The sequence below is a fragment of the Micromonospora qiuiae genome, from assembly GCF_016863555.1.
Taxonomy (GTDB): Bacteria; Actinomycetota; Actinomycetes; order Mycobacteriales; family Micromonosporaceae; genus Micromonospora; species Micromonospora qiuiae.
The window spans coordinates 14,240-37,675 of the sequence record NZ_BOPC01000068.1; the positions used below are offsets into that span (position 1 = coordinate 14,240).

Annotated in this window: 19 protein-coding genes; 9 read left to right on the forward strand and 10 right to left on the reverse strand. The window is 71.9% G+C overall.

Annotated elements, in window-relative coordinates; genetic code table 11:
- Positions 1-64: 64 nt before the first annotated feature.
- Entirely contained in the window at positions 65-853 is a 789-nt protein-coding gene (locus tag Vqi01_RS22670; RefSeq protein ID WP_239098586.1) for an IclR family transcriptional regulator, read from the forward strand.
- A 108-nt stretch (positions 854-961) separates the two neighbouring features.
- Here the strand turns inward: Vqi01_RS22670 and aceB are convergent, their stop codons facing one another.
- The 4 genes from aceB to Vqi01_RS22690 all read right to left on the reverse strand — a co-directional run bounded on the left by aceB (position 962) and on the right by Vqi01_RS22690 (position 6,996).
- The gene (aceB, locus tag Vqi01_RS22675; protein ID WP_239098587.1) at positions 962-2,548 is read right to left on the reverse strand and encodes a malate synthase A; all 1,587 of its coding nucleotides are present in this window, start codon (positions 2,546-2,548) and stop codon (positions 962-964) included.
- 257 nt (positions 2,549-2,805) lie between these two features.
- Entirely contained in the window at positions 2,806-4,017 is a 1,212-nt protein-coding gene (locus Vqi01_RS22680; protein WP_204036856.1) for an ABC transporter substrate-binding protein, read from the reverse strand.
- The gene (locus tag Vqi01_RS22685) at positions 4,014-4,418 is read right to left on the reverse strand and encodes a roadblock/LC7 domain-containing protein (protein WP_189042424.1); all 405 of its coding nucleotides are present in this window, start codon (positions 4,416-4,418) and stop codon (positions 4,014-4,016) included. Before Vqi01_RS22685 ends, Vqi01_RS22680 begins: the two co-directional genes overlap by 4 nt.
- Before the next feature lie 40 nt (positions 4,419-4,458).
- Positions 4,459-6,996: a sensor histidine kinase gene (locus Vqi01_RS22690; protein ID WP_204036858.1), complete on the reverse strand. Its 2,538-nt coding sequence runs from the start codon at positions 6,994-6,996 to the stop codon at positions 4,459-4,461.
- A gap of 417 nt (positions 6,997-7,413) precedes the next feature.
- On the opposite strand from Vqi01_RS22690, the gene Vqi01_RS22695 reads away from it, so the two are divergent.
- Entirely contained in the window at positions 7,414-9,450 is a 2,037-nt protein-coding gene (locus tag Vqi01_RS22695) for a heavy metal translocating P-type ATPase (protein WP_204036859.1), read from the forward strand.
- A 62-nt stretch (positions 9,451-9,512) separates the two neighbouring features.
- The gene (locus Vqi01_RS22700) at positions 9,513-9,938 is read left to right on the forward strand and encodes a DUF2000 domain-containing protein (RefSeq protein WP_204036860.1); all 426 of its coding nucleotides are present in this window, start codon (positions 9,513-9,515) and stop codon (positions 9,936-9,938) included.
- On the opposite strand, the gene Vqi01_RS22705 is transcribed toward Vqi01_RS22700, so the two are convergent.
- From Vqi01_RS22705 to modA, 4 genes are all read right to left on the reverse strand, one after another.
- Positions 9,913-10,776 carry a helix-turn-helix domain-containing protein gene (locus Vqi01_RS22705; protein WP_204036861.1) on the reverse strand — a complete coding sequence of 288 codons (864 nt, stop codon included), beginning with the start codon at positions 10,774-10,776 and terminating at the stop codon, positions 9,913-9,915. The genes Vqi01_RS22700 and Vqi01_RS22705 overlap by 26 nt on opposite strands.
- 10 nt (positions 10,777-10,786) lie before the next feature.
- Positions 10,787-11,857: an ABC transporter ATP-binding protein gene (locus Vqi01_RS22710; RefSeq protein ID WP_204036862.1), complete on the reverse strand. Its 1,071-nt coding sequence runs from the start codon at positions 11,855-11,857 to the stop codon at positions 10,787-10,789.
- Positions 11,854-12,615, reverse strand: coding sequence for an ABC transporter permease (locus Vqi01_RS22715; protein WP_204036883.1), 762 nt, complete (start codon positions 12,613-12,615; stop codon positions 11,854-11,856). The genes Vqi01_RS22710 and Vqi01_RS22715 overlap by 4 nt, the downstream gene beginning before the upstream one ends.
- A gap of 132 nt (positions 12,616-12,747) precedes the next feature.
- A complete protein-coding gene (gene modA / locus Vqi01_RS22720) occupies positions 12,748-13,521 on the reverse strand; it encodes a molybdate ABC transporter substrate-binding protein (RefSeq protein ID WP_372444410.1) in 774 nt (257 codons plus the stop codon).
- A 324-nt stretch (positions 13,522-13,845) separates the two neighbouring features.
- Here modA and Vqi01_RS22725 point away from each other — a divergent pair, with 324 nt between their 5' ends.
- Positions 13,846-14,472: a copper resistance CopC family protein gene (locus tag Vqi01_RS22725; RefSeq protein ID WP_372444406.1), complete on the forward strand. Its 627-nt coding sequence runs from the start codon at positions 13,846-13,848 to the stop codon at positions 14,470-14,472.
- Here Vqi01_RS22725 and Vqi01_RS22730 read toward each other — a convergent pair whose 3' ends face one another.
- A complete protein-coding gene (locus Vqi01_RS22730) occupies positions 14,473-16,344 on the reverse strand; it encodes an ABC transporter ATP-binding protein (protein WP_204036884.1) in 1,872 nt (623 codons plus the stop codon).
- A 259-nt stretch (positions 16,345-16,603) separates the two neighbouring features.
- On the opposite strand from Vqi01_RS22730, the gene crcB (Vqi01_RS22735) reads away from it, so the two are divergent.
- The 5 genes from crcB (Vqi01_RS22735) to Vqi01_RS22755 all read left to right on the forward strand — a co-directional run bounded on the left by crcB (Vqi01_RS22735) (position 16,604) and on the right by Vqi01_RS22755 (position 22,762).
- A complete protein-coding gene (gene crcB, locus Vqi01_RS22735; RefSeq protein ID WP_239098588.1) occupies positions 16,604-17,119 on the forward strand; it encodes a fluoride efflux transporter CrcB in 516 nt (171 codons plus the stop codon).
- Positions 17,116-17,490: a fluoride efflux transporter CrcB gene (gene crcB, locus Vqi01_RS22740; protein ID WP_204036865.1), complete on the forward strand. Its 375-nt coding sequence runs from the start codon at positions 17,116-17,118 to the stop codon at positions 17,488-17,490. Before crcB (Vqi01_RS22735) ends, crcB (Vqi01_RS22740) begins: the two co-directional genes overlap by 4 nt.
- A 116-nt stretch (positions 17,491-17,606) precedes the next feature.
- The gene (locus Vqi01_RS22745) at positions 17,607-20,063 is read left to right on the forward strand and encodes a glycoside hydrolase family 65 protein (RefSeq protein WP_204036866.1); all 2,457 of its coding nucleotides are present in this window, start codon (positions 17,607-17,609) and stop codon (positions 20,061-20,063) included.
- A 47-nt stretch (positions 20,064-20,110) separates the two neighbouring features.
- Positions 20,111-21,910 carry a glycoside hydrolase family 15 protein gene (locus Vqi01_RS22750; protein ID WP_204036867.1) on the forward strand — a complete coding sequence of 600 codons (1,800 nt, stop codon included), beginning with the start codon at positions 20,111-20,113 and terminating at the stop codon, positions 21,908-21,910.
- A 69-nt stretch (positions 21,911-21,979) separates the two neighbouring features.
- Positions 21,980-22,762, forward strand: a complete 783-nt coding sequence (locus Vqi01_RS22755; protein WP_204036868.1) for a zf-HC2 domain-containing protein — start codon at positions 21,980-21,982, stop codon at positions 22,760-22,762.
- Between the two features lie 13 nt (positions 22,763-22,775).
- Here Vqi01_RS22755 and Vqi01_RS22760 read toward each other — a convergent pair whose 3' ends face one another.
- Complete coding sequence (locus Vqi01_RS22760) at positions 22,776-23,357, reverse strand: sigma-70 family RNA polymerase sigma factor (RefSeq protein WP_372444408.1); 582 nt, start codon at positions 23,355-23,357, stop codon at positions 22,776-22,778.
- Positions 23,358-23,436: the final 79 nt, after the last annotated feature.

Consider the following 23,436-nt stretch of genomic DNA (forward strand, 5'->3'; position numbering starts at 1 on the left):
GTGCGCCGCGCGGCATTGGCGTGCGCGAGACCAGAACGCACAGGAACGAGGGGATATGGCGCGCGTGAGCGATGGCGAGGGCGGCGGCGTCCAGTCGGTCAAGCGGGCGTTGCAGATCATGAACGTCATCGCCGAGACCGGAGCGCCGTGTGGGCTGTCCGAGCTGGCGGCTGCCACCGGACTGCCGATCGCCACCATCCACCGGCTGCTCCGGACCCTGATCGGCGCCGGCATGCTGCGCCAGGAGCCGGACCGGCGGTACGCGCTCGGCAGCGCGCTGATCCACCTCGGCGACCAGGCACTGGCGATGATCGCCCCGATGGTCCGGCCGCACCTGACGGCGCTGGTGGACGCCCTCGGCGAGACCGCCAACGCGGCCCGACTCGAAGGGACGCAGATCGTCTATCTGGCCCAGGTTCCTTCCCGACACCAGATGCGCATGTTCACCGAGGTCGGCCGCCGGGTGGAGGCGTACCGGACGGCGGTCGGCAAGGCGATGCTCGCCCAGCTCGACGACCAGGTGATCGCCGAGGTCTACGCCAACACCGAGTTCGTCGCCACCACGCCGACGACCATCACCGGGTTGGACGATCTGCTGCAGGAGCTGCAATCGGTACGCCGGGACGGTTACGCGATAGACGACGGGGAGCAGGAGGTCGGGGTGCGCTGCGTGGCGGTGGCGGTGCCCGGGCCGCCCGGCACGCTGGCGCTGTCGGTCTCCGGGCCGGCCGCCCGGATCAACGACAACCTGGTCGCCAAGGCCGTACCGCTGCTGCAGCAGTCGTCCTCGGCGATCGCGGCGGCCAACCGGGCCACCTACCCCGGGCTGCCGGCACCCCGGGCGGCCCGCTAGCCACGCCGGGACGCGCCCCGGCACACCCGGCTGGCCGCGGCATCCACACCGATCGCAACGCCGGCCGCCGGGCCGACGACCCGTGCGACCGGCGTTGCGGCGATCGGATCAGCTGGCGAGCAACCGGTACGCCGGCAGGGTCAGGAAGTCCACGTAGGTCGCACCCAGCGCAACCTCCTCGAACACCTCGCGAGCCGCCTCGAACCGGCTGGCGGCGAACCGCTCCGCGCCCAGCTCGGCCCGGAGCGCGTCGATCTCCTCGGCGATCAGGCCCCGGACCCGCTCCGCCGTGACCACCTCACCGCTGTCCAGCGCCGTGCCGGTCTGCACCCACTGCCAGATCTGGGATCGGGAGATCTCCGCCGTGGCGGCGTCCTCCATCAGGTTGAAGATCGCCACCGCGCCGGTGCCGCGCAGCCACGCCTCGATGTAGCGCAGCCCGACCGCGATGTTGTTGCGCAGCCCCGCCGCGGTCACCGCGCCCGGCGTGGCTGCGATGTCGAGCAGGTCGTCGGCGGTGACCTTCACGTCGTCCCGCTGGCGCTCGACCTGGTTCGGCCGGTCCCCGAGGACCGCGTCGAACACCTCCCGGCAGACCGGCACCAGGTCCGGGTGCGCCACCCAGGAGCCGTCGAAGCCGTCGCCGGCCTCGCGCTCCTTGTCCGCCCGCACCTTGGCCAGGGCCGCCGCGGTGACGTCCGGCTCCCGCCGGTTCGGGATGAAGGCCGCCATCCCGCCCATCGCCACCGCGCCCCGGCGGTGGCAGGTCGCGACCAGCAGGTCGGTGTACGACCGCATCATCGGGGCGGTCATCGTCACCGCGTTGCGGTCGGGCAGCACGAACCCGGATCCGGCGTCACGGAAGGTCTTGATGATGCTGAACAGGTAGTCCCAGCGACCGGCGTTCAGTCCCGAGGCGTGTTCGCGCAGCTCGTAGAGGATCTCGTCCATCTCGAACGCGGCGGTGATGGTCTCGATGAGCACGGTCGCACGGATCGTGCCGGTGGGGATGCCGAGCGCCTCCTGCGCGTGGCGGAACACGTCGTTCCAGAGCCGCGCCTCCCGGTGCCCCTCCAGCTTGGGCAGGTAGAAGTACGGTCCGCTGCCGGCGGCGAGCAGCCGTCGGGCGTTGTGGAAGAAGTAGAGGCCGAAGTCGACCAGCCCGGCGACGGCCGGTGCCCCGTCCACCAGCAGGTGCCGTTCGTCGAGGTGCCAGCCGCGCGGCCGGACCACGATCGCCGGCAACGGCCCGTCGCCGAGTTGGTAGTGCTTGCCCTCCGGGCTGGTGAAGTCGATCCGCCGCTCGATGGCGTCGGTGAGGTTGACCTGGCCGGCGACGACGTTCGTCCAGGTCGGGGCAGTGGCGTCCTCGAAGTCGGCGAGCCACACCTTGGCCCCGGAGTTCAGCGCGTTGATCGTCATCTTCCGGTCGGTCGGACCGGTGATCTCCACTCGCCGGTCACGCAGGTCGGCCGGGGCGGGTGCCACCTGCCAGGCAGCCGCCCGGACATCGGCCGTCTCCGGCAGGAAGTCCAGACGCCCGGTCCGGGCGATCTCGGTACGCCGACGCACCCGCTCGGTGAGCAGCCGATCCCGGTCACCATGGAAACGGCGGTGCAGGTCGGCGACGAACGCGAGCGCGTCGGGAGTGAGCACGCTTTCGCCCCCCGCTACCGCCGGTCCAACGATCGTCACCGAGGCGTCTGTGGCCACGCTCGACCCCCTGTCTTTCGTATGGTGAATAGCGAATTCCGCATGGCGGAAGACGGGGGGTACCATATCACCAGCGATGGCCTACCGGAACCACGTGCGAAGGCACGAGAAGGCGGCTCTCCCCGGCCTCAGTCGTACCTGATGAGACGCTGCCGCCGGCCGGTCCGGGCCCGGCTGGACATGACGAGGAGCCGGGCCTGACGAAGAGCCAGGCCCGGCCGGAAATCCGCCTCGAACGGTCAGCCGCCGAGCGTGGCCAACTCCGAGACGACCACGTTGGTCAGGGCCCGACCGTCCCGGCGGACCTGGCGCAGATACCACTTCTGGATCGGCGCGTGCGTGGTCTTCGCGAACTGCCACGGCCCGCGAGGGCTGGTGAGTTGCCCGAGTCCGCCGATCGCGGTGTTGATCGCCTCCGGGCTCGGGTTGGTGCCGGCCGCGGCGATCGCCCGGTCCAGCACGGCCGCCGCGTCGTACGACGCCATCACGACCGAGGTGGGCACCCGGCCCGGGTACGCCGCGTTCCAGGCGGCGACGAACTCCCGGTTGGCCGCGTTGTCGAGGTCGGGCGAGTAGTTCAGGCCGTTGTAGATGCCCTCCGCCGCGTCGCCCTGCTCGGGCAGGCTCGCCGGTTCGGTCACGAAGCCCGCCGCGTAGAGCGGCAGGTGCGACACCTTCGACTTGGCGTACTGCTTGACGAAGGTGATGGCGTTCTGAGCGTCGAAGAAGCAGTAGATCGCGGACGCGCCGGACTCGGCGATCTCGTCCAGATACGGCCCGAAGTCCTCGGTGACCGGGAACGGACTGAAGACGGGCTTGCCGGTCGGGTTGGCCAGCCGGCCACCGAGCTCGGTGAAGGTCTCCGCAAAACCGCGCAGCTCGTCCCGGCCGCTCTGGAAGTCCGGCCCGATCGCGTAGACCGAGCCCCGCTTGACCTGCTGCTTGACGAAGGGCGCCATGGCCACACCCGGCTCGACGGAAATCAGGTTGGTGTGCCAGACGTACGTGACGTCGGTCAGCGCCGGCCGACCCAGCCCGCCGACGATCGGCACCTTGTGCTTGTTGGTGAGCGGATGGATGGCGGCGACACTGCCGCCGTTGATCATCCCGGTGATCGCCGAGACCTTGTCCTGCTCCAACAGTTTCGTGGCGGACTCGACGGCCACCTTGGGGTCGTAACCCTCGTCGCCGACGATCAGCTCGGCCGGATGGCCGCCGAGCCGGCCACCGCGCATGTCCAGGTAGAGCTGGAATCCGTCGCGCAGCTCCGAGCCGGGCGCCTGGAGGGAGCCCTCCAGGACGGTGAGCATTCCGATCCGGATGGTCTGCGCCTCCGGCTTTGACCCGCCGTCGCAGCCGGCGACACCGAACGCCAGTACGCCGGTCAGAAGGCCGGCGACCAGACGCCGGACAACCGGAACGGCCCGTCGGGACGGGCGGGCGGCGGTCACAGCATCCCCAGCAGCTGGGAGCGCACCGCCGGGGTGAGCGCCTCACCCATCCGGTTCGCCAGATCGGTCATCTCGTACGAGACCTGGCCGACGTCGCAGGCGGGTGAGGCGAGCACGAGCAGCGACGCCCCGTCGCTGAACGCCATGCAGAACATGAATCCTCCCTCCATCTGCGTGACGTTGGAGATCACCGAGCCCGCCTCGAAGAACCGGGCGGCCCCGACGAGCAGGGCGATCAGTCCGCTGCCGGTGGCGGCGAGCTGATCCGCCCGGTCCCGGGGCAGGCCGTGGTTGTGCGCCAGGACCAGCCCATCGGTCGAGATGGCGAGGGCGTGGCTGACCTCAGGGGTACGGCCGACAAAATTCTGCAGCAGCCAGCTCAGGTCGTTCGGGCTCGTCACGGCGTCGCTCCAGGTGAGGGGGGGTTTGGGACAATCGGCGTCAGGATGCAGCGGGGGCCCGGCGCCCGGCGACACCCTTGGCATATGCCGACATCGCCGCCGCCACAGCGGACGGGTCGAGCTTGCGCGGCGCGTCGGCAGCCGGTTTCCGGGCGTCGGGGATCAGGTGCGACTGCGGTACGCGACGCGGCAACCCGACCTGGGTGGACGAGGGTGGGGCCTGGGTCGGCAGTGCCATCGTGGCAGCTGCCCACTTCTCGCCGGCATCCGCCGGCCAGGTGACCTTCACCGAGTCACCGTCCATCGCGGTCTTGAACCAGCCGTTCACCGCACGCTGGTCCGACGACGACGCCGTACCGGTGCCAGCCCCCGGCTGGAACAGCGGGGCGGGCGCGGAAGGCGCCGGACCGGAGCCGACGGGTGCCGCAGCGGGTGCCACAGCCTGTCCGACACCGGCCGGCCGGGACACGACGGGAAGCCGTGCGGTGTCGGACATGGCCTGACCGGCGCCGGCGCCGGCGGGAACCCGTGCCGTGTTGGGCATGGCCTGACCGACGCCGGCCACAGGGGCGCCGGCACGGGGCGCGGTGGGCGTGAGCGGTTGAACGCCGACAGCGGACGATCGCGCCGGGGCATCCACCGGCTCCGGGCGCTGGACCGGTCGGCGTACGACGATCGCTGCGGGCATCGCGATCTCAGCCACCGTGCCGCGCGTCGGTCCGGGGCGCAGCTCGACCCCGATACCGTGCCGGTCGGCGAGCCGGGAGACCACGGTGAGGCCCATCGCGCGCACTCCCGACACGTCGACCGACGCCGGGTTGGCGAGCGCGGCGTTGAGTTGGTCGCACCGCTGGGGGGAGAGCCCGACGCCCTGGTCGACCACCTGCACGATGGCCCGGTCGGAGAGCGCGTGCCCGGTGACCAGCACCTCGCTCTCCGGCGGGGAGTACCCGGTCGCGTTGTCCAACAGCTCGGCAAGCAGGTGCACGGTCTCGTCCACCGCAGGGCCGGCGATGCACAGCTCCCGGTCGACGGTGCCGATCCGAACCCGGGTGTAGTGCTCGATCTGAGACAGCGCGGCCTGGATCACGTGGTCCAGCGGGACCGGTTCCTGGCGTACCCGGGAAATGCCGGAACCGCCGAGCACCAGCAGGCTCTGGTTGATCCGCGCCATCCGGGTGGCGAGGTGGTCCAGTTGGTACAGCTGCTGGAGCCGCTCCGGGTCGGCCTCGTCGCGCTCCACCTGGTCGACCTGGGCGAGCATCGCGTCCACCAGTCGCTGCTCGCGTCGGGACAGGTGAACGAAGATCTCCGAGATGTTGGCCCGCATCACCGCCTGCTCACCGGCGATCCGGACCGCCTCCCGGTGCAGGGCCCGGGTCGCGGTCGCCACCTCGGCGATCTCGTCGCTACCGGTGATCCGGAACTCCGACACCGAGTGGTCGGCCACCTCGTCCGGCCGCACGCTGCCGGGCGGGGCCGCGTTGAGCTCACGGACCACGGCAGGCAGCCGGTCGTACGCCACCTTGGTCACCGTGTTGCGCAGGGAGCGCAGCCGGCGGGTGATCCGCCGAGCCACCACACCGGTGAGTACGGCGGTGAGCACCAGTACGACGAGAATGCCCACGCTCTGCAAGAGCGCGTTGCGGAGCAGAGCTTGACGCTCGGCCGCCACCCGGTCGGCCACCGCGGTGTCCACCTCGCCCTGGATCTGGAACATCCGGCTGATCCAGCCGTCGGTGGCTTCGACCCATTCGTTCGCGTCGACCTCGAGTCGATCGCCGGGCAGTGTCCGGCCCACCTGGTCCTGCAGCCGCTGCGCGGCGACCACCTGCTGGTCGGTGCCGATCTGCTCCCAGTTCGCCACCCACTTGGGCTCGGCGAGGGCCAGGAAGGCGTTGCTGGCCTCGGCGAAGCGGGCCTGCGCGCCGACGGTCTCCTGCTGCCCGGCCGGGGTCAGCACACCGCCGGCGAGGCTACGCAGCACGATGACCTGGAGCTGGCCGATCGCCTCGCCCGCCTCCGACACCGCGACCGCGGCCCGGACGTCGTCGGCGATGCCGGTCGAGGTGTCGGTGGCCACGGAGGCGCGAAAGGCGAGCAGGTCGGCGATGAGGATGCGGTAGCTGAAGGCGACCGCGGAGAGCGTTGCGCGCGGGCTGGAGCGCACCTGCTCGCGTACGGTGCTCAGCGCGTTCAGCCCGGCGTCGATCCGTTGCAGGGCGGGAACGCCCGCCGTCACCTTCGCACGTCCCCGCTGGAACTCGGCGATCTCGGCGTCCGTCCGCCCCACCTGCTCATCGAATTTGACGCTGGCGGCCTGACTCCGGGTGGTCAGCTCGACCGCGGCGATCACCCGCTCGCCCTGAAGGGCACGGGCCAGCGCACCCGCCTGGGTCGAGAGCTCGACCAGGTCGTGCACGGTGCCCGCGTTCATCACCTGGCGGACCGTCCCCTGCAGGGCCAGGCCGGCGAAGGCGATAACGGCGACCAACGGCACCGCGACCAGTAGTCGCAGCAGGCGGACGATGCTTCCACGGGCCAGCCATCCCCGGCGCGCTTCGGCGTGTGTGCGCACCTCACCTGCCGCTACCGCACGTATCACTGGCTTACTCCGCCCCCTTTGCGTCATCGATTTTGATCGCGGCAGGACCCGACACGTGCGCCGGGTACATGGTGGAGGGTGGGCGACATGCCCACGTCGAAGCGCATTCCTACCATGACGGGGAGGCCCCGAAGGATCATGATCGGCCTTCCGGAAGGTGATTGACGGGTCGGACGATACTTGAGTGCACGATCGCGACGCGCGCGGCGCCGATTGTCACACATTAATATCCGGACAGGCGATGGCCGACCTGCCCTGATCCAGTTCCATATGGATGCTTGCTTCCCCCTTGCCGTCTGGTCGGGACCACATCGAGATCATTGGCACGAAAGCGCGCCATGGAGAGCATCCTCGTACCAACATCCTGCATGTAGCCGAGGGGGCGATGAGATGCATGGGGGGCACGGAGACCATGGACATGCGGGGCACGACAAGCATGCGGGGCACGACCCGGAGGCGTTCCGCCGCAAGTTCTGGCTGAGCCTGGCGCTGACCGTGCCGATCGTGGTCACCAGCCACATGGTGATGGACTGGTTCGGCTACCGGCTGGAGTTTCCTGGGATCGGCCTCGTCGGTCCGCTGCTGGGCACGGTGGTGTTCGGATACGGCGGGTGGCCGTTTCTCCAGGGGGCGACACGCGAGGTCCGGGATCGCGCCCCGGGCATGATGCTACTGATCGCGATGGCGATCAGCGTGGCCTACCTGGCGTCGCTGGCCACCGCGCTCGGTGCGTTCGATTTGGACTTCTGGTGGGAACTGGCCGCCCTGGTCACGATCATGCTCCTCGGGCACTGGCAGGAGATGAAGGCGATCGGGCAGGCCCAGGGCGCCCTGTCGGCGCTGGCCGCGCTCCTGCCCGACGACGCGGAACGGTTGGACCCGGAGGGCCGGCCGGAGCGTGTGCCGGTGGCCGAACTGCACGTCGGTGACCTGGTCCTGGTGCGGCCGGGTGGACGGGTGCCGGCGGACGGGCGGATCGTCGACGGCCGAGCCGAGCTGGACGAGTCGATGATCACGGGCGAGTCGAGGCCGGTGTCCCGGTCGACCGGCGACCGGGTGGTGGCCGGTACGGTCGCCACCGATGCGGCGCTGCGGGTCCGGATCGATGCGGTGGGCGACGACACCGCACTGGCCGGCATCCAGCGGCTGGTGACGCAGGCGCAGCAGTCCAGCGGCCGCGCGCAACTGTTGGCCGACCGCTTCGCGGCCTGGTTGTTCTACATCGCCACCGTCACCGCCGTGGTCACGCTCACGGTGTGGGCGGTGCTCGGCAACCTGGGCGCGGCGGTCGTCCGCACCGTGACCGTGTTGGTCATCGCCTGCCCACACGCGCTCGGCCTGGCCATCCCGCTGGTGATCGCCCTCTCCACGGCGGTGGCCGCGAAGGGCGGCATCCTGGTCAAGGATCGGCTTGCGCTGGAGCGGATGCGCACCGTGGACACCGTCCTGTTCGACAAGACCGGCACCCTGACCCGGGGCGAGCACGTCGTCACCGGCCTCGCCGCCACCGGCAGCGGCAGCGAGGCCGAGGTGCTCGCCGTCGCTGCGGCAGTGGAGGCCGACAGCGAGCACCCGCTGGCCCGGGCCATCGTCGCCGCCGCCGCGGAGCAGGGTCTCCGGCGAACCGCGCGGGGCTTCCAGGCGCTGCCCGGCCGTGGGGTACGCGCCGAGGTCGACGGGACCGGCTACGCGGTCGGCGGCCCGGCGCTGCTGCGGGAGTTCGATGTCACCGTCCCCGACGACCTCGCCGGCCGGCGGGACGAATGGTCCCGACGGGGAGCCGCGGTGCTCTACCTGCTGCGCCTGGACGACGGTCCGGCCCACGTGCTCGGTGCGCTCACATTGGAGGACGAGGTGCGGCCGGAGGCTCGCCAGGCCATCGCCGACCTACGGGAGCAGGGGATACGCAAGATCGTAATGATCACCGGAGACGCGCGGCCGGTCGCCGAGGCGGTCGCCGCCGGCCTGGGGTTCCGCCCCGGCGAGGACGAGGTCTTCGCCGAGGTGCTGCCGGCGGACAAGGACGACGCGGTGGCGGACCTGCAACGCCGGGGGCTGCGGGTGGCGATGGTGGGTGACGGGGTCAACGATGCTCCCGCCCTGGCCCGCGCGAACGTCGGCATCGCGATCGGCGCGGGCACCGACGTGGCCATCGAGTCCGCCGGGGTGGTGCTCGCCTCCTCCGACCCGCGCGGCGTGACCGGGGTGATCCGGCTGTCCCGGGCCGCGTACCGAAAGATGATCCAGAACCTCGCCTGGGCCGCCGGCTACAACGTGGTCGCGCTGCCGCTCGCCGCCGGTGTGCTGGCCTGGGCCGGGGTGACGCTGAGCCCGGCGGTCGCCGCAGTGCTGATGTCGGCCTCCACCATCGTGGTGGCGCTCAACGCCCAGTTGCTGCGCCGGGTCCAACTGCGCGCGACGGGCTGACGGTCCGGCCCGGGAAACTTCGTACAAGACCACCGCGCGGTACGCCACCCAGACTCGACGGCATGGAGACCGAGCCCGTACGCTTCGACACCAAGATCGCGGTGTTGCTCCGCGACGATCTGCCCACCTGGCAACGCCTCAACATGACGGCGTTCCTGGTCAGCGGCATCGGCCAGGCGGCGCCCGAGGTGATCGGCGAGCCGTACGCCGACGCCGACGACACGCCCTACCTGCCGATGTTCCGGCAGCCGGTGCTCGTCTTCACCGGCGCGAAGGAGACGCTGATCGCCGCCCACCAGCGCGCCGTCAGCCGTGGACTGTCCCTGTCGGTCTTCACCTCCGACCTGTTCGGGACCGGCAACGACCGGGACAACCGGGCGGCCGTCCGCGCCGTCGGCCGCGACCAGCTCGACCTGACCGGGTTGGCCGTGTACGGCCCGAAAAACGCGGTGGACAAGGTACTCAAGGGCGCCCGGATGCACCCGTGACCGGATCAGCAGCGCCCGCTGCGGCGGTACCCCGGGATCGGGAGCGGGCGGCGGCGCGGTACCGGCCCGGGCTGAAGCCGAGGACCCGCTTGAAGTGCCGGCCCAGGTGTGCCTGGTCGTAGAAGCCGGCCGCGACCGCCACCTCCCGGGCCGGCATTCCCTCCGCCAGCAGCCGTCGGGCCAGATCCACGCGGCGGGAGATCACATACTGGTGCGGCCCGAGGCCGAAGGCGACGGAGAAGGCCCGCACCAGGTAGGTCGGGTGCGCGTGCAGGGCAGCGGCTGCCTCCCGCAGGCTCACCCCCGCCACGAAACGCTCGTCCAGCAGGTCGCGGAGACGACGGGCGATGCGGGGATCCCGCGCCGGCCGCAGGTCGACAGCGCTCGGCGTGAGGTGGGCGCGGAGTCGCTCGGCGACGAAGGCGAGATGCACCTCGGCGGCGAACTCGTCACCGGGCCCGGCCAGCCGCGCGTGCAACAGGTCGATCCGCCGCCGCAGGGCCGCGTCGGCCATCGCCGGCCGGTCCACGGCGCGGCCGATCAGGCGTTCGCCAAGCTGCCCCGGGTCGAGGTACAGGACGCGCTTGCGGAAGCCGTGCGGTGTGGCCGGGCAGCCGTTGTGCGCCACGCCCGGCGGCAGCAGCGTGACGACCTGCCGGAACGCCCCGTGTTCGTGGCGGTCGAGGTCGTACCGGACGACCCCGTCGTCGACCACGAGCAAGGTCCAACTGCCGTGGGTGTGCATGGGGTAGGTGTGGTCGGTGAACCGGGCGTGCAGCACCTCGGTTATCCCGCTGATCGGGGGCGACCACACCCGTACGTCCTGGCGGGTGGACACCCGACGGACGTTACGCGGCGGGATAGGCGCGGGTCTCGGCGGCCTTGACCGCGGCCCAGACCGGCTGCCCCGGAGCCAGCCGCAGCTGGGCGGCGGCGGCCGGGGTGACGTCGGCGGCCACCTCGATCGGGCCGCTGAGCTGGATCCGCAGGTTGTCGCCGTGCCGTTGCACCCCGGCGATGGTGGCCGGCCAGGTGTTGCGGGGACTCCCGTCGGGCTGACGCGGATGCAGGGCCACGGCCGAGGGAGGGAAGGCCACGAAGACCTCGCCGTCGTGCCGGTCGCCGGTGGTGAGCCCGAAGCCGTCGGTGAGCCGGACCCGCTGCCCAGTGGCCCGGCCCCGGTAGAGGTTGAGCCCGACCAGCCGGGCCACGTAGTCGGTGCGAGGTTGGGCGGTGATGGTGGCGGCAGGGCCCGCCTGGACCGCGTGGCCGTCCTCGATGATGACAAGTCGGTCGGCGAGCACCAGGGCGTCGAGGGGGTCGTGGGTGACCAGCAGGGTGGCTCCGGGATGGGCGGTGAGGTGCTGGTGCAGTTGGGCGCGAGTGTCCAGGCGAGTGCGGGCGTCGAGAGCTGCCAGCGGTTCGTCGAGCAGCAGCAGCGCCGGCTCGACGGCCAGAGCGCGGGCGAGGGCGACCCGCTGGGCCTGCCCGCCGGAGAGCTGTCGGGGCTTGCGGCGGGCGTGCTCGGTCAGCCCCATCCGGGCCAGCCAGTCGGCCGCCCGCTGCCGGGCCTGCTGCCGGTCGAGGCCGCGACGACGCGGGCCGAAGGCCACATTGTCCAGCGCGTTCAGGTGCGGAAAGAGCAGGTACTCCTGGAAGACCACGCCGATCGGGCGATGCTCGGTGGGGATCCACGCCCGGCGGTCGGGATGGTCCAGCTCGCGCCCGGCGAGGGTGAGGTGCCCGGCCGAGAGCGGAAGCAGGCCGGCCAGCGCACGCAGGGCGGTGGTCTTGCCGGCTCCGTTGGGCCCGAGCAGCGCGACGACCTCACCCGGATCGATGGTCAGCGGCAGGTCGAGGCGGAAGCTGCCCCGGTCCACCACCAGGTGGGCGTCGAGGAGTGGCCCGGCGGCGCTCATCCGCCGGTCCAGCGGTCACGGAGGCTGGCGAGGATCACCACGGAGACGGTGAGCAGGATGAGGCTGAGCACGATCGCGGCCTCCAGGTCGGTCTCCAGAGCGAGGTAGACGGCCACCGGCATGGTCTGCGTACGGCCGGGGTAGTTGCCGGCGAAGGTGATGGTGGCGCCGAACTCGCCGAGCGCGCGGGCCCAGCAGAGCACCGCTCCGGCGGCCACTCCGGGTGCCACGAGCGGCAGCGTGACGTGGGTGAAGGTGGTCCACCGGCCGGCACCGAGGGTGGCCGCGGCCTCCTCGTATCGGGTGTCGGCGCCTCGGAGCGCCCCCTCCACCGCGATGATCAGGAACGGCATGGCGACGAACGCCTCGGCGAGCACGACCGCGGTGGTGGTGAACGGCAGGGTGATACCGAACGTCGCGTCGAGCCAGGAGCCGACCAGCCCGCGACGACCGAAGACCAGCAGCAGGGCCACGCCGCCGACCACCGGCGGCAGTACGAGCGGCACGGTGACCAGGGCGCGCACCACCCGGCGGCCGGGGAACCGGACGCGGGCCAGCAGCCAGGCCAGGGGCACACCGAGGGCCAGGCAGAGCAGGGTGGCCAAGGTGGCGGTCTGCATCGACAGCCGCAGCGCAGTGAGCACGGCCGGTTCGGTGAGCCGCTGCGGCAGCGTGCTCCACGGGGCCCGGACGAGCAGTCCGACCAGCGGCAGCACGAGGAAGAGCAGCCCGAGCGCGGCGGGCAGCAGCAGGGCCACCGGTGTCCGGCCGGCGCGTCGGGCGGTGCGTCGGGCGGTGCGTCGGGCGGTGCGTCGGTCGGCGCGTCGGGTGGGAGCCGGTAGCGCGAGCGTGGCTGGCCGCGCCACCTCGTTGTCGAGGCGGGACACCGGCTACGGCGCCTGGAACCCGGCGGCGGTGAGCACGCTGCGGCCGGCGTCGGAGCGGACGTACTCGACGAACGCCCGCGCGGTGGGCAGGTTGCCCGAGTCCTCCAGCACGACGATCGGGTACTCGTTGACCGCCCCGACGGATTCGGGGAACTCGATCCCGTCGACATCGTCGGCGGCGGCCCGGACGTCGGTGCGGTAGACCAGCGCGGCGTCGACCTCGCCCAGCCGCACCTTTGCCAGGGCCGCCTTGACGTCCTGCTCGAGGGTGACCGGGGTGAGCGTCACGTCGGCGAGGTCCAACGCCCGGCGTGCCGCCGCCCCGCACGGCACCCGCTCGGCGCAGAGCGCGACCTTCGCGCCGGGCCTGGTCAGATCGCCCAGACCGGTCACCGCGTCCGGGTTGCCCCCTGGTACGGCGATGACCAGCTGATTGCGGGCGAAGGTGACCGGTTCGCCGTCACCGTCGCCGGCCTCGATGACGGCGGCCATGTTGGCCGGAGCGGCGGAGGCGAAGACGTCCGCCGGGGCGCCCTCGTTGATCTGGTTGGCCAGGGCGGAGCTGCCGGCGAAGTTGAAGATCACCTTCACCCCATGGTGCGCCGCCTCGAAGTCCTGGCCGATCCGGGTGAACGATTCGGCCAGCGACGCGGCGGCGAAGACAGTGAGCTGTCCGCCGATGCCGTCGTCAGCGGCGGGCCGGTCGGTCGAGTCGTCGCCGCACCCGCTCAGGCCCAGCACCACGAGCGCGGTGACCGCAGCCAGGGCGGCGCGCAGCCGTACCCCTCTCATCAGTTGGTCCTTCCCCGATGCCGGTGCTCGCCCCCACCCTACGACCCGCACCCGCACCCCCCAGCCCCGTCGATCTTGCACTTTCGGTCGCCTTTATACGCCTTGTGTCAGGTTTTGCGGGGACAGAAAGTGCAAGATCGCGTGGAGCGGGAGGCGGGGGGTGAGCGGGGTTACGGGGGGTGGGGAACTTTTGGGTGGGGTGGGGCGACCATCTACGTGACACTCTTCGAGGGGAAGTAGATGCCCATCACATCGCCCGGCCGAATCGTCCGGCCAGCAGCTGCTCGACTGACGAGGAGAATGGACCCCATGCTTCGCCACCTCCGCCGCCCGTTCGCCGCCGGCCTCGTCGCCGCGCTGGCCGCTGCGGCCCTGCTGATCGCGCCCGCCTCCCCCGCGTACGCGCACAACGTCCTGCGCAAGGCGACCCCCGCCCAGGACGCCGAACTCGACACCGCACCGACCAAGGTCACGCTGGAGTTCATGGAAAGGCTGAACCCTCAGTTCACCACCATCACGCTCAGCGACGCCGACAAGCAGCCGGTGGCCACCAGCGAACCTGACGTGTCCGGCACCAAGGGCACGATCACCATCGACGCACCGCTGGCCAACGGCGTCTACACGGTCGCGTACCGGGTGGTCTCCCTCGACGGGCACCCGGTGCAGGGGTCGTACAAGTTCACCGTCGCCGATCCCACCGCCATCGCCGAGCCCTCCCCTAGCGCCGAGCCGAGCGAGCCGGCGGAGACGACACCCGCGGCCCCGACCACCGCGCCGACCTCAGCCGCTGCCGCCAGCCCCGTCGCCGATGAGTCGTCCGGCGGCTCCGGCCTGCTGGTCGGGCTGGTCGCCGGTGGCCTGGCGCTGGTCGCCCTGGTGGTCGGTGCGGTGCTGTTCCTGCGCCGGCGCGGCAGCGCGAGTCCAGGCGCTCGGTGATCAACCGGGCGGGGCGGCGTGCGGGGTGGGCACCCGGTCGGCCTCCGCGTAACCGGCGGCCTGGAGGGTGAACAGCTCGGCGTAGCGGCCGCCAGCGGTCATCAGCTCGTCGTGGGTGCCCGCCTCGACCAGCCGCCCGTGGTGCAGGACGAAGATCCGGTCCGCGTGCCGGACATTGGCCAGCCGGTGGGTGATGAGGATGGTGGTCACCCGGCCCTGCCGGTCGCGGATGGCCTGGAACAGCGCGTTCTCCGCGCGCGGGTCGAGCGCGGAGGACGGCTCGTCCATCACCAGCAGTTCGGCGTCGCGGAGGAACCCGCGGGCGGCGGTGATCCGTTGCCACTGGCCGCCGGAGAGATCCTGACCGTTGGCGAAGGTGCGGTCCAGCAGCGTCTCGTAGCCGTACGGCAGCTCGCGGATCATGTCGTGGGCGACCGCGCGGGTGGCGGCGGCCTCGATCCGGTCCTGCCGGGCCTCGGCGTCGATGTCGCCGATGGCGATGTTCGTGGCCGCCGTGAACGGCCACTTGTGGTACTCCTGGGTGACCACCGCGATGCGGGCCCCCAGCCCGTCGCGGTCCCACTCCGACAGCGGCACGCCGTTCCACCGGATGACCCCCTCGCTGGGCGTACGCAAGGTGGCGATCATCGCGGCAAGGCTGCTCTTGCCCGACCCGTTCTCCCCGACGAAGGCCACCGTCTGCCCCGCCTCGATGGTCAGCGTCACGCGATCCACCGCCGGGCTGTCCCGCTCGGGGTAGCACAGGCTCACCGCGTCGACGGTCAGTACGCGCAGCCGGTCCGGCGTGCCCACGCCCGACTGGCCGGGTAGGTAGGCGGCGGCGCGGGTCATGAACCCGGTGTAGTCGCGGAAGTGCTGACCCTCGGTGTAGACGCGGTCGACCTGGAAGGTGACGGTGGAGAGCGAGCGCTGCGCCGCCTGCACCGCGATCACACAGGTCGCGGCAGCGGCGAGCGGGATCTGCCCGTCGACCAGCAGCAGGCCGAGCAGGACGTACACCACGCCGGTCGCCACTCCCCCGATCATCGCGCCCAGCGTGGTGGTCGTGGTGACCCGGCGGGCCAGCAGGAGCTGGATGTCGGTTTCCACCCCCATCACCCGGTCGTACTGGTCGAGCAGGAATCGGCGCAGCCCGTACGAACGCAACTCCGGGGCGGAGGCCCGTTCAGCCATCAGCCGATGCAGCAACCACTGCCGGCGCCGCCGTACTGAACCGGCGATGTAGGTCTGGTACCGCAGGTGTCCCGCCCGCAGCGACGCCCACGCGTTCGGCACTGTCGCCACCAGCAGCGCCAGCAGCAACATCGGGTGGATCAGCACCACGGCGACGGCCACCCCGATCACCCCGACCAGCCCGGCGAGCAGGTTCATCGACGCCTGCACCAGGTCGATGGCGGAGTCTGTGCCCCGCGATGCGCGTTCCATGTCGTCGGCGAAGGCATCCGCGTCGAACGCCTCCAACCGCACCGCCGTGGTCACCTCGAACAGGCCCCGCTCGACCTCGCGGCTCACCCTCGGCGTCAGCCCGTTGAGCGCGTACCCGGTGGCGATGCCCATACCGGCGCGGATCGCGGTCGCGCCGGCCAGCACCACGAGCGCCGGCAGGGCCGCGATCACCTTGTCCCCGGTCGGCCCACCCGCGAACAGTTCCACCAGCACCCGCTGGGTGGCCAGCAGGCCGAACGCGGCCATCACACCGGCACCGACCGTGGCCACGGCCACCACCGAGGTACGCAGCCGGTCCGCCCGCCAACTGATTCCCAGGGCCGCCCAGACCAGCCGGGGCAGCTCAGCGAAGACGGCGAAGAGTCCCGCCTCCGCCCGGGCCCGCACGCCCGTTTCCCACCACATCGCCCGCAGCTCGGGCAGCACCGATTCGGCAGCCGTCGGCCCGGCTTGCCGCGGTCGGATACGACGCCGGGTGGAAACAGCCGCCATGGTCACCTCCGCGCAGTCGAACAGCTACCTATGGTCACTGCCGACCCGGGCGTCGGTCCACCCCTGTCGGCGCGCCGAATCGCCTGGCCGGATCGACGTGAAGCGGCGCGCCGGGCACGGACCTCAGGTGAGTTCGACGGCGCTATACCGTGCACTGGTAGGAGGTGGACCTGTGCGGCCTGAGCGACCGCCGATCGACCCGGATGTCGACCTCGGCGTTCCGCGCCAGCGCGCCGAGCTCCGGGAGGGCCGCGCCGGCCTGCTCACCGCGATCGCCGTCGGCGGCATGGTCGGCGCGGTGGGCCGGCACGGGCTTGCCGTGGCCTTCCCGCATGCGCCCGGCGAATTTCCCTGGGCCACCTTCGCCGTCAACGTCTCGGGCTGCCTGCTCATCGGCGTGCTGATGGTCCTGATCACCGAGGTCTGGCACGCACCACGACTGGTTCGGCCCTTCCTCGGCGTCGGCGTCCTCGGCGGATACACCACCTTCTCCACCTACGCTGTCGAGGTGCAGCAGGCGGTGGCCGCCGGCGCGGCGCGGGCCGCACTGCTGTACCTCGCCGGCACCCTCGTCGCCGCGCTCACCGCGGTCTGGTCCGGGATGACGCTGACCCGCATGGCCACCGGTCGCGTGATCGCCGGGGGATCGCCGCCGAGCAACGCCGGTTCGCGCGGGGACGTCGAATGACGGTGATCCTCGTGGCGCTCGGTGCGGCGATCGGCGCCCCGCTCCGCTATCTGGTCGACCGGGCCGTACAGGCGCGGCACGACTCCACGTTTCCCTGGGGCACCTTTGCCGTCAACGTCGCGGGCTCGCTCGTTTTCGGCGTCCTCATCGGTGGCGCGGCCGGCCACGCGGTGCCCGGTTCCCTGGTCGCTCTGCTCGGCACCGGCCTGTGCGGGGCACTGACCACCTACTCGACCTTCGGTTACGAAACCGTCCGGCTCTTCGAGGACGGCGCCCGTCGCTACGCGTTGATCAACGCTGGCGCCAGCGTCGGTGCCGGGCTTGGCACCGCGTTCGCCGGTGTCGCACTGGCCCACGCCGTCTGGGGCTGAGCACCAGGTTTGCCAGCTCTGGAGGCGGGTAGACGCGCGGCCCGCGTCGCCCGGCCGCGGGGAGAAGCGGCTGGGCGTCCTCCGCTGGAGCTGTGCTGACCTGGTAAGGAGGCCCGGTGCGGGGTGAGTTGGACCCCGGCTGCGTACTGTGCACCGGCGGGTTGCCGGCATCCTGGGTGCTGTCGTACACCGACGGCGACCCGGCGGGCGAGGGCACCCGGGAAACGATGCTGACCCTGGGCAACGGATACCTCGCGTCCCGCGGGGCCGCCCCTGAGGCGGTGGCCGACGGCGTCCACTACCCCGGCACCTACCTCGCCGGATTCCACAACCGCCAACCCGGGCCGGCCCGCGGCGAGGAGAGCATCGTCAACCTGCCGAACTGGCTGCCGTTGACCTTTCGTCCCGCCGCCGGCCAGTGGTACGCCCCGGGGCACGGCCGGCGCCTGCACGAACACCGGGCACTGGACCTGCGGTGTGGGCTGTACCTACGCGAACTCCTGGTACTCGACCCGGCCGGCCGGCGTACCCGGATCCGGCAACGGCGCCTGGTATCGATGGCCGCACCGCACCTCGCCGCGCTGGAGACCACCCTCGTCGCGGAGAACTGGTCGGGCCGGTTGGAGATCCGTTCCGGCATCGACGGCGGCGTGCGAAACACGAACAGCCCCGCCGAGGCCGAGACCTCCGGCCGGCACCTGACCGGCGTCGCCCCCGGTGCCGACGGTGCCGACGTCATCTGGTTGACGGCGACGACGACCGGAGCGGCACACCAGGTGGCGGTGGTCGCCCGGACGACGCTCACCGGCGGCGGGGCGGCCGACCGCCGCCAGGTGGGCGGCGCGGAGGATGTCGCCCAGGTCGTCACACTCGACGTGGGCGCCGGAGAGCCGCTGGTGGTGGAGAAGACGGCCGCGGTCTTCTCGTCCCGGGACGCCGCGGTCGACCAACCGCTCGCCGCGGCCCGGGACGAGGTCCGCCGGGCCGGTTCGTTCGCCCGGCTGCTCGCCGAGCACACCGCCGCGTGGCAGGACCTCTGGGCGCGGTTCCGGCTGGACGTGGGTGAGTCGCACGCGTGGCAGCTGCCGATCCGCGTACACACCTTCCACCTGCTGCAGACCCTTTCGCCGTACGCGGCCGAACTCGACGCCGGGGTGCCGGCGCGCGGATTGCACGGAGAGGGCTACCACGGGCACATCTTCTGGGACGAGCTGTTCGTCTACCCGTACCTCAATCTGCGGTTTCCCGAGTTGACCCGGGCTCTGCTCGAGTACCGGCACCGGCGGCTGACCGCCGCGCGACGGCAGGCGGCCGACACCGGTGGGGAAGGCGCCCTCTACCCGTGGCAGAGCGGCACCAGCGGGCGGGACGAGAGCCCGCGATGCTCGGTGAACCCGGTCAACGGCGAGTGGATGCCCGATCACACCGGTCGGCAGCCGCACGCCAACCTCGCCATCGCGTACTCCGTGTGGCGGTACTGGGAGACCACCGCCGACCTGTCCTTCCTCGCCGAGTCCGGGCTTGAGCTGCTGGTCGCCACAGCCCGCTACTGGGCGGCGGCGGCCAGCTACGATCCGACCGACGACCGGTACGACATCCGTGGCGTGACCGGGCCCGACGAGTACCACGACGGCTACCCGGGGCGGCCCGGCCAAGGGCTGGACAACTGCGCGTACGTCAACGTCATGGTCGCCTGGGTGCTCGGCCGAGCCGAGGAGGCGTACGCGATCGTCGGCCGGCATCCCGGCGCCGTGCCGTGGCGGGCGATCGCCGTCGACGGCGCGGAGCGCGCGCGGTGGGCACGCGTCGCCCGGCGACTGCGGCTGGCCTTCCTCCCGGACGGGATACCCGCGCAGTTCGAGGGATACCGGGACCTCGCCGAGCTGGACTGGGACCGGTACCGGCAGCGCTACGGCGACCTGCGTCTGCTCGGCCCGCTGTTGCAGGTCGAGGGCGACGACCCGAACCGGTACAAGATATCCAAGCAGGCCGACGTGCTCATGCTGCTGTACCTGTTCAGCGCCGAGGAGCTGACCGCACTGGTACGCCAGCTCGGCTACACCTTCGACCCGGCACGCATTCCGGCCATCGTCGACTACTACCTGTCCCGCACCACTCACGGCTCCACACTCAGTCGGGTGGCCCACGCCTGGGTACTGGCCCGGACGGACCGCCGCCGGTCCTGGGAGATGTTGCTCGCCGCGCTCGGCACCGACCTGACCGACCCGGCGCACAGCAGCACCCGGGAAGGCATCCACCTCGGCGCGACCGCAGGCACCCTGGACATCCTTCAGCGCTGCTACACCGGGCTGGAGGTACGCGGCGACGTGCTGCGGCTCAACCCGTTGCTGCCCGACTGCCTCGACCACCTCGACTGCGTGATCCGGTACCGGAACCGGCTGATCGAGCTGCGGATCGACCACCACACCGTCCGCTTCACCACACCTCCCGGGGCGGACCCGCCGGTCACCGTGCTGGTCCACGAGCGACCGGTGGTGCTGGCGGCCGGCACCACCGTCGCCGTCGAACTCCGACCGATGCGGGCCGGGGTTATCCCCGAGTCAGGGGGGTAGTCGCAGGCATTGTCCGGGCACCCGCCGCACCACCGACCGGAGCTGCGATGAACTATCCCCCCATCGACTCGTACGCCTTTCTCTCCGACACCCACACCGCCGCGTTGGTCGCCGCCGACGGGGCCATCGAGTGGTTCTGTGTGCCGCACTTCGCCGGGGACGCGGTCTTCGCCCGCATGCTGGACCGCCGCCGCGGCGGCGTCTTCGACCTGTCCGTGGTCGGCTGCGCCGGGCCGAGCCGGCGGTACCTGCCGGACACCCTGGTGCTGGAGAGCCGGTGGACGACCCCGGACGGGGCGGCGGTCGTGCACGACTTCCTGGCGGTGGCGCCCGACGGCGTCGCCCAGCCGGTGCGGCCGAACAAGCTGCTGGTGCGCCGGGTGCGGGTCGAGCAGGGCAGGGTCCGGCTGGCCGCCCGGGTGGCCCCCCGGCCGGGGTACGGCGCTCAGGACGTGACCTGGAGGCAGGTCGACGGACGCTGGCGGGCCGCCGGCGCCCCACTCTGGATCGGCTCCGACCTGCCCTGCGAGGTGACCGAGGGAGTCCTGCGAATCGAGGGGGAACTGGCCGCCGGTGCGACGGCGGTGGTGCTTGCCGGCTACAGCGAGGACGCCACCGTCGAGGTCGACCCGGACGAACTGTTGGCGCGCACCTGCCGGACCTGGCAGGCGTGGTCGGCGCGCAGCGACTACGCCGGGTTCGGCGCGGAGGCCGTCCGACACAGTGCGCTGGTGCTGCGCGGGCTCTCCTTCGACGAGACCGGAGCGCTGATCGCCGCGGCCACCACCAGCCTGCCCGAGGAGATCGGCGGGGTCCGCAACTGGGACTACCGGTACACCTGGCACCGGGACGCGGCACTGCTGTTGCTCGCGCTCTTTCGTCTCGGCCACGCGAAGGAGGGCCGGCGGTACGGGCGCTTCCTGCTCTCGCTCTGCACCGAGGAACTGCTCACCCCGCTGGCCGACATCCACGGCCGCGCGTCCGAGGAACAGGAGCTGTCCCACCTGGAGGGGTACGCCGGCTCCCGGCCGGCGCGGATCGGCAACGAGGCCGCCGAACAGGTGCAGTTCGACACGTACGGGCACATCCTGGACGGCGCGCTGGTGTACCAGGAACTCACCGGCGACCTGACCGACGAGGAGTGGACGCTGCTGCGCAGACATGTCGACGTGATGGCCGACCGTTGGCGCGAGCCGGACCACGGCACCTGGGAGGTCCGGGGACCGCGCCGGCACTACGTCAACGCGAAGGTGATGACCTGGGTCTGCCTGGACCGGGGCATCCGCCTGGCGAAGCTGCTCGACGACCGTACGGCGGACGTCGAGCGGTGGCGCGCGGCCCGCGACGCGATACGCGCCGAGGTGCTGGAGCGCGGCTTCAATCCGCAGCTGAACAGCTTCGTGATGACGTACGACTCGACCAGGCTGGACGCCTCGTTGCTGCGTATCCCGCTGGTCGGTTTCCTGCCCGGCGACGACCCCCGGATGCTGGCCACCATCGACCGGCTGCGCGAGGAACTGGAGATCGGGCCCGGCCTGCTGCTGCGTTACCGGGCGGACGACGGCCTGCCCGGCACGGAGGGTGCGTTCCTGATCTGCTCGTTCGAACTGGTCTCGGCGCTGGTGCTGGCGGGCCGGCGGGACGAGGCCGCCGAGGTCTTCGACCAGCTCAGCCGGTACGCCGGTCCGCTCGGCCTGTACGCCGAGGAGCTCGCCCCGGATGGGACGGCCCTGGGCAACTATCCACAGGCGTTCACCCACCTCGCGCTGATCGAGGCGGCACTCAACCTCGACGGGGCGGGCAACCGGGAGGCGCTGCACGCCTGGGCGGCTCGGGTCGGCTCCTGACCAGGGTTTGTGCGACCGGGCAGGACATCTGGCGGGAACCACCCCGGCCCGGGGAGCGACTACCGGTACATGGGCTGTGAGCAGTGGCGGGAGATTCTGTCGGCGCAGTTGGACGGTGAGGCGACGCCGGACGAGCAGCACACGGTCGCGGGGCACCTGGAGACCTGCGCCAGCTGCCGGGGCTGGCTGGACGCGGCGGCGGCGGTGACCCGGCGGGCGCGTACCCAGGTGGTTACCGACCTGCCGGACCTGCGCGAGAAGATCCTCGCCGCCGCGCCGCCCCCGCGCCGACGTCGGTGGCGCATGCCGCTCGTCGACCGGCTCACCACGTTCACCGGCCTGCGCGCCGCGCTCGGTTTGCTCGGCGCGGTCCAGCTGGTCCTCGGGCTGACCCAGATCGGGCGCGTCGATGTGGCCGGGCACCTGCACGTCAGCGGCCAGCACCTGTGGCACGAGTCCGCCGCCTGGAACGTCGCGGTCGGCGCCGGGTTCCTCTTCGTCGCGTTGCGTCGTACCTCGCCGTCGGGGCTGCTGCCGATGCTCAGCGCCTTCGTGGTGACCCTCGTGCTGCTGTCGGTCAACGATCTCGTCGCCTCGCAGGTCGCGGTGGAACGACTGGTCAGCCACGGCTTCCTCGTGATCGGTTTTCTGATCGTCGTTCTGCTGGCCCGCAGCTCGCGGCAGCCCGGTGACCCGAGCGACCGGCACCGGCCGGAGGGATCCCGCTGGCAGCTACAACTCGACGAGCCCGACGAGCCCGCTCCCCTGCGTCTGGTGCCGCCGTACTCAGCCGAGGCCCGCGAGGGCAACGCCCGCCCCCGCCACGGCAACCAGCGTCGGCGCGCCGCCTGACGTCGCCGCCGGATCAGCCGGCCGCGTCGGGCCGGTCGCCTCGATGGTCGGTGGTGGCGAGCCGCATCGCCGCGACCAGGTCATCGCGGGCCCGGGCGACCCGCGACCGGATGGTGCCGACCGGCACGTCGCAGACCTGCGCGGCCTCGGCGTACGACAGGCCGAGCAACTGGGTGCTCACGAACGCTTCCCGGCGCTCGGGGGCGAGGCCGTCGAGCAGCCCGTGCAGCGCCACCCGCTCGTCCACCGCGGCGCACACCCCGGCCGGCGTCGCTTCCGCGGCGGCCTGCCAGTCGGCCAGGTTCGCCGTGCGGGGGCGGCAGGTGGCGGCCCGCACCTGGTCCACTGCGACCCGCCGGGCGATGGCGAGCAGCCAGGTCCGCGCCGTGGATTTGCCGGCGAACGACGGCAGTGCCCGCCAGGCCCGCAGGTACGTCTCCTGGACCAGGTCGTCGACTTCCCGCACCCCGGGCAGGTGGGCCAGAAACCGCCGCACGTCGTGCTGGGTCGCGCGGACGAACGCCGCCGCCGCGGCGTGGTCGCCCCCGCCCGCGGCGAGGGCGTACCCGGTGGCGTCGTCGGTCACGGCTGTCATCGCCGTATTGGTCGGTTGGCGGGTCGGATTGGTTCCCGGCCGGTTGGTCGCTCACCGGCCGGGTGGGCAGGCACGGTGA

Bases quoted from the DNA above. Each gene is read 5' to 3' on its own strand.
- Vqi01_RS22755 (WP_204036868.1), top strand. From the start codon at position 21,980: ATGGGCTGTGAGCAGTGGCGGGAGATTCTGTCGGCGCAGTTGGACGGT.
- Vqi01_RS22750 (WP_204036867.1), top strand. From the start codon at position 20,111: ATGAACTATCCCCCCATCGACTCGTACGCCTTTCTCTCCGACACCCAC.
- Vqi01_RS22730 (WP_204036884.1), bottom strand. From the start codon at position 16,344: ATGTGGTGGGAAACGGGCGTGCGGGCCCGGGCGGAGGCGGGACTCTTC.
- Vqi01_RS22710 (WP_204036862.1), bottom strand. From the start codon at position 11,857: ATGAGCGCCGCCGGGCCACTCCTCGACGCCCACCTGGTGGTGGACCGG.
- crcB (WP_204036865.1), top strand. From the start codon at position 17,116: ATGACGGTGATCCTCGTGGCGCTCGGTGCGGCGATCGGCGCCCCGCTC.
- Vqi01_RS22695 (WP_204036859.1), top strand. From the start codon at position 7,414: ATGCATGGGGGGCACGGAGACCATGGACATGCGGGGCACGACAAGCAT.
- Vqi01_RS22725 (WP_372444406.1), top strand. From the start codon at position 13,846: ATGCTTCGCCACCTCCGCCGCCCGTTCGCCGCCGGCCTCGTCGCCGCG.
- Vqi01_RS22700 (WP_204036860.1), top strand. From the start codon at position 9,513: ATGGAGACCGAGCCCGTACGCTTCGACACCAAGATCGCGGTGTTGCTC.
- Vqi01_RS22760 (WP_372444408.1), bottom strand. From the start codon at position 23,357: ATGACAGCCGTGACCGACGACGCCACCGGGTACGCCCTCGCCGCGGGC.